7 protein-coding genes and 1 pseudogene are annotated in these 5,705 nt (G+C 50.2%); 6 read left to right on the top strand and 2 right to left on the bottom strand.

Annotated features, from left to right (window positions below; all coding sequences use genetic code 11):
- Positions 1–100 precede the first annotated feature (100 nt).
- A complete protein-coding gene (locus tag WBP50_RS06805) occupies positions 101–703 on the bottom strand; it encodes a LysE family translocator (protein ID WP_423932678.1) in 603 nt (200 codons plus the stop codon).
- 485 nt (positions 704–1,188) lie between these two features.
- Between WBP50_RS06805 and WBP50_RS06800 the strand changes: the two genes are divergently transcribed.
- From WBP50_RS06800 to WBP50_RS06780, 5 genes are all read left to right on the top strand, one after another.
- Positions 1,189–1,635: a DUF1842 domain-containing protein gene (locus tag WBP50_RS06800; protein ID WP_423932676.1), complete on the top strand. Its 447-nt coding sequence runs from the start codon at positions 1,189–1,191 to the stop codon at positions 1,633–1,635.
- Between the two features lie 4 nt (positions 1,636–1,639).
- Positions 1,640–1,966 carry a protease inhibitor I42 family protein gene (locus WBP50_RS06795; protein ID WP_423932674.1) on the top strand — a complete coding sequence of 109 codons (327 nt, stop codon included), beginning with the start codon at positions 1,640–1,642 and terminating at the stop codon, positions 1,964–1,966.
- A gap of 145 nt (positions 1,967–2,111) precedes the next feature.
- Entirely contained in the window at positions 2,112–2,888 is a 777-nt protein-coding gene (locus tag WBP50_RS06790) for a GNAT family N-acetyltransferase (protein ID WP_423932673.1), read from the top strand.
- A 593-nt stretch (positions 2,889–3,481) separates the two neighbouring features.
- On the top strand, positions 3,482–4,477 hold the full coding sequence (locus WBP50_RS06785) for an AfsA-related hotdog domain-containing protein (protein WP_423932671.1): 996 nt from the start codon (positions 3,482–3,484) through the stop codon (positions 4,475–4,477).
- A gap of 83 nt (positions 4,478–4,560) precedes the next feature.
- The gene (locus WBP50_RS06780) at positions 4,561–4,827 is read left to right on the top strand and encodes a hypothetical protein (RefSeq protein WP_423932669.1); all 267 of its coding nucleotides are present in this window, start codon (positions 4,561–4,563) and stop codon (positions 4,825–4,827) included.
- A 259-nt stretch (positions 4,828–5,086) separates the two neighbouring features.
- Here WBP50_RS06780 and WBP50_RS06775 read toward each other — a convergent pair whose 3' ends face one another.
- Positions 5,087–5,347, bottom strand: a complete 261-nt coding sequence (locus WBP50_RS06775; protein WP_423932667.1) for a hypothetical protein — start codon at positions 5,345–5,347, stop codon at positions 5,087–5,089.
- Positions 5,348–5,374: 27 nt separating this feature from the next.
- Here WBP50_RS06775 and WBP50_RS06770 point away from each other — a divergent pair.
- Positions 5,375–5,705 (top strand): annotated as a pseudogene (locus WBP50_RS06770) (hybrid sensor histidine kinase/response regulator); the annotation flags it as partial.

Raw genomic sequence — 5,705 nt, 5'->3', positions numbered from 1 at the left:
TGCCGCGAAGAGCGGGACATGACGCGCCGGAATACCCGCATCATCTCCTGCATGCTTTTTTGCCGTCACGCATGGGGGTGCCACCGCTTTGTTGCAAACGCTACAGAACGGAGCCTATCTGGTACAGGCCGAAGGCGGCCAATGCAAGGCCCGATATGCCGAGCAGATGCCGGGTTACCCTGGGGCCGAGTTTGCCTGAGCCGGAGCAAAGCAGTATGAATCCGGCAAGCGTCACGATGACCGCCATATAAAATCCCGCCAGCAACCCGATGCCGTTCAGCGGCGTTTCCTGCCATCCCGACAGCAGCAGTGGCCCTGTCACGAGGCTCCAGAAGAGGTACGGTCCGGGATTAAGCAGATTCACCAGTGCCGCCCGAAACAGATTCCACCCGACGCCGGATGCCGGGCTCTCCTGTACAGGCCGAAAATCCCTCCATGCACGGAAGGTGCCCGCTGCCAGATACAGTGCGAACAGACCTCCGGCAAACCGCAAAACCGGCAGCCACCAGGCCGGCAGCCGGCTCAAGGCAAACAGGACGATAACGATCACCGGACCGTCACTCAATAGGGGAGCGAAGATCATGGGAAGGGTTTTCCGCCATCCCTGACGAAGCGTCTGCGCCATGAGATAGGCCTGAAACTGTCCCGGCTGCATGGCTGCGGCAAAACCGTATCCGATTCCCCAGATCAGATAAGTGAGCATACTCCTGAAATTCAGTTGACAGCGCCGAAGAAACTCCTTTGCACGCTGCAATATACGGGTAACCGGCGAGTTCCCGGGCTTCGGGAGATCACCGAAATCACTGCCGGGGAGACCTGGGGAGCATAGACCGGGGGAGTTTCGCCCCGGTTTATCGCAGAAGCAATCCCCGGAAAAACGCCGACGCATCGGCGAAGTGACACATTATGCGCAAAAACACTTGCCAAACACAAATATATTGATTTCATTTTACTGATGACCGTGCCTTGACCGTTAAGCGGTTTTCAATAAGTCCCCCCAGCCCCCAATGTAAGGATATACGGTATGCCTCTCTTTGAAGGATGGCCCTCTCGATTGCCGGTTCAGGGAACCGCGGGCTTGCCTTGCCGTTTCGTTGATGGTCCGGAGGAGAAAAAACCAAATTCGCCGGTCAGCCGGTGCGGCATCGTGTCTTGTTTTCTCAACCAATAACGAAAGGAGTACTCAGCATGGCCAAGAAAGCAGCCGTTCAGGTCGGCCTGTTTCCTCTCTGCTACGACATCGGCGGCGGAAAACCCGGCGCTCCCCTGTTCAGGGTCAGCCTGAGCGTCTATACGCCGGGCAAGAGTGTCAACGGCGTGGGGCACATCACCCAGACGACCAGTCCGCCCCTCGATATCGGCACGAACCTTCACGGCGAATTCACCTATATGTGCGTCATGCCGAAAAGCTGCCACATTCTCATTACCGCCACAGGCTATCCGATCGTCAACTGGCCGAAAGGAGGCGGTGTCGGACCGGTCCTGCAGCCCAATGCGGATCTGCGCATGGTCGTCACCGACGACTGGGAATCCGGAACTGCAACCTTCAGGTATCTCGACGCGAAAGGCAACTGGCAGGAGGTCGAGGACGCTCCTGTCCGGATGGTTCCCTGCAACAACAAAACGGAGAAATAAGATCATGATGAAGAGCGAAGGCATTCTCCTGAACAGCCACTTTCTCAACCGGATGAAGGTTGGCGGCGAATCCGGATGGTTCTACAGGGACAACAACTCCGCATCGACAGGTTACACCTGGAGCTGCATTCCTGACAACTCCGGGGTGTACGAGATGACCGAAGAGGTGGTGCTGCATGCATCCACTCCCGCTGTCGGAGTGCCGGGAGCGATCATCTGGAAGTTCATGGCCGTGCGTGCAGGCAAGGGCACGGTGCTTTTCGAACTTCGTGCTCCCGGTAGCGGCGAGGTGGTCGAGCGCATTGCCGTTACCATCGAGGCTTCGAAGTAGTCCTGTGCCCGCAGGGCATTCGGGATAGTTATGAAAAAGCCTGCACGGATGTTTTTGCAGGCTTTTTCTTTTTCGTTCGCCATTTTTTTTGCGCATGTCCGGTTACCTGATCAACCTTCCCGCCGGTAAAGCTGGCGGATAATGTATGCTGTTCATAACCATGGCCATTCTCGATGCAATCATTGAAACCGAATTTCGCTACTGTTCGGCAATGGGAGCCAGGCTCCTCAGATTGCCGAACTCGGTTCGGGCAAGCGACGACCGCATTCCGGAGCGGGCTGCATATAACTACGTATTCATTTTGAAAGACGCCCCTCTTGATGAGGCGGCAGCTATAGTCAGAGAAGAGTTGCGCTGCTCCGGGCAATCGGGCTCGCCGCATGCCAGCATAGTGTTTCATCCGGAGAATCAGCACTGGCAAGCGATCGGGGAACTCGAATCCCTGGCGTATTCTGCCAGGTACATCATGGTTCTTTCTCTGCCTGAGCCTTCGGAACCGCTGCCGGACGAACATTGCCGGATATTGGGAACCGGTGACCTTGAAGCTTTGCGTGCGTTCGAATGTCATATGTATGCAGCAAGGGGCGCTGCATACGCAAGACGTCAGACGGAAATCAAGCTGGAGATCTACACAAACAGGAAAGAGTTCGATCTGCTGCTGTATGCGTTCGAAGGCCGCGTTGTTGGAGATGTGGAGCTGTATACCGACAACGGTATCGTGAAATTCGACGATTTCAAGGTTCAGGAGGATTATCGGCAGCGGGGGTTCGGCAAAAAGCTTCAGCGTTTTGCACTGTCGAGGGCCAGCCGGAACGGAGCCTCCCACCTTTACGCGATTACCGATGACGACGGATTCGTCAGGGAAATGTACAGGAAGGACGGTTTTGTTGCCGTCGGCATCCTGCACACCTTCCGTAAATAAGCTGCCGTCATGGAATGACGACTTATGAGAACATTGTGACAATTCGTATTAAACAGTAAATGGGACTGCCGTTACTGAAATGCAAAAGGGGAGGCTGAGTAATAGATGTTCAATCGCCAACATGCCGCTTAAAGCTCTGCAAATTATTTGTTTACAGAGCTTTTTTATTTGTTTTGAAATAACCGGAAGGCGCTGAAACTCATACCAATTCTGTCTGTTTTGTATTGTACATATGACGTGAAAGTAATGGCTGGCCTGGTGATGCCCATTGCAATCCCTGACGAAATACGTATGCGCCGGGATTTCATTTACTGCGAGTCTTTGCTCCTTTTATTTGATATTGCAATGATTGGCCAACATCCGGGATTTGGCATTCGGGAGCAAGTCGGTACCTTTTAATAATAATATGGAGGTGTTTTTCGGAGGGATCCAGGGGCGCAATTACGGCATACGGCATCACGGCTATCCTGCGGGCCATAATTATAACGTACGCAGGAAGTTACTCATTTGTAACGCATCAGGTAGAGGATTTTGTTCATTTTACTCTGTAAACAGCCGATCGTAACCAACCAAATGAAGAAATAATAATAACCATGATACAACAATCTGAAAAAAAGTTTACGGTTCATGAGTTGATGCCGGTAAAAGAAACACGCATAAACCGTGCTCCGGGGAGGCGAGATATCCGAAAAGTGTCAAAAGAATCTGAGATTCTTACCTTTTTTCCCGGAAAAAAGCCATATACCCTGCTTTTTGATGGTGATGCACTACCATCCGGAATCACCATTGTTCAGGTTATGCATATGTCGTCGGTTGACGAGGCAATCCGTTATATTTTCCTGCTGGGTCAATCCTGCGAAATCTATCTTTCTCCCGGTTTCCGGCGCGAAAACCCGCTGGTTTATGCGGCAGTAACATCGTTTTGCCGTTCCTTTCCTGGCGACGAGAGTTTGCCTGATATCGATATCATAAGCGGGATGCTGAAGAGAATCCCTCTTGATATCATAACCCTTCTGAACAGTCAGATCGCATTGACTGAACAGGATGTGCTTCCTGATCCACTGGAAAAGCATTTTGTTCACAAAGCGCGGAGTGAAAATGTACTGGTTTCAAGGGTGCATCGGGAAGATCCCTTCATGTATTTCAACCTTTTTTCGGAATCTCCGGAAATCCGTTTCGATCATGAATCCGAACACCTGCAAGGGATGCTGATTCTTGAGGCATTGCGTCAGGTATCGACCGCGACGGTGCATCTTGCCCATAACGGCTTGCCGTTGAACGGCAAGATCGCTCTCTTGCATTATCAGGCGGATTTTTTTACCTATCTTTCAAAAAAAGCTCCGGCTGTAATTAGAACATACAATACCTTTTCTCTTTGTGATGGAGAAAAAGATAAGGAGGGGTATGTTGTCGGCCAGATTTTTCAGTGGGGCAGGCTCTGCGTTCAGACCGTTCTTAAAGGGAAATCGATCAGGGACGAGGAGAGATTTCAGCAGCTAAACCGTTTTACTGAAAAGGTTTGTATGAGAAACAAGGTGCAATTTGATGAGAAGATTTCGCTTTTCAGAAATAAAGCGTACCATATATGAAAAAGTCTGTCGTGATCGGCGGGGAGATATAGGGCATTGCATCTGTATTTCATCTCGACCAAAGCGGAGTGCCCTTCTGTTTTTTGAGTTGGAATCCCGAATTTTGGCGGCAGGAGTATTGGCAAGTGCTACGCTTTTTTTCTTTTGCCGCTGCGATTACCGGTTATCTGCATAGCGTTTTTCCTGAGGAAACAAGGCTTTTGGTTTTCGATGAAATCGTTTTATTACCTGATGCAGGCGCTTATGGAATTAAAGTATTGAATCTTGTTCGTTCTGCGTTTCAGTACCAGAACAGCAAGGTAAATGAAAATGATCTCCGCCAAGTCCGGAGTTATTATCAGTCAGAGTGAAAAACTCATTGCTGCTTATTCTTTTATCTTCGGTAATACCTGGGAGTTGTTTGTCTGCAAATACCTTCCAACAGCCCTATGCGCTTATTCTGCATTTCATTATCGATTGCATGCAGGTCCAGGGAGCAGCCCGGACCCAGTGACGGTCTTGTGCTGTCGGAGGATTATTTGCGGAGAGCTGTCAAAAAACTGAACAAGGGGGGAGGGATTGAACGTTTTCAATTATATCAGAAGCTGTGTTAGAGAGGGGACTCAGATATCAAGGCAGAATATTTTTGCCATTGCCGTGATAGGATCGCCGGCGCATCTGTTGTTTTATTTTCTGTTCAAGTATTGGTTTCATTTGCCTTATGAAAATGTATTTCTTCGTGTTATTGCAGCGCTGTTTTGCTTTTCCGTACTGTTCCGCGATAGATTCCCCTCGTTTTTGCAAAAGCATTTCCCGCTGTACTGGCATTTCGGCCTGATTTTCGTTCTGCCTTTCATTTTTACGGTTCAACTTTTTGAAACCAATTTTCATGAGTTATGGCTGTACTGGGAAATATTCATGCTGTTCATTCTCATATCCTTTGTACCGAACTGGTTCATGTTTCTGGTTGATTTATTTATCGGTGTCGCTCTTGCCATTCTGTTTTCCCATTATGTTCCTCCCCATATCACGCTTGAGCCGCATTTCAATATAGCCCTGTACGCCCTTGTTCTGGTTTTTACGATAGGAGCCGGATATTTTTTCAGCGACAGCAACAAAAAAGGCCAGCTGGCCCAGGAAAAAAACTCGGCGCTTCAGGCGCTTGCCGTCGGCATTGCGCATGAGATGCGCAACCCGCTTGGGCAGGTGCGCTACAATCTCGACGCGATCCAGGATGAGTTGCCGGCAT

It is taken from the genome of Chlorobium sp. (assembly GCF_049593655.1).
Lineage (GTDB): Bacteria > Bacteroidota > Chlorobiia > Chlorobiales > Chlorobiaceae > Chlorobium.
The sequence above is the reverse complement of the archived record's forward strand: the minus strand, read 5'-3'. Positions and strand labels throughout refer to the sequence as shown.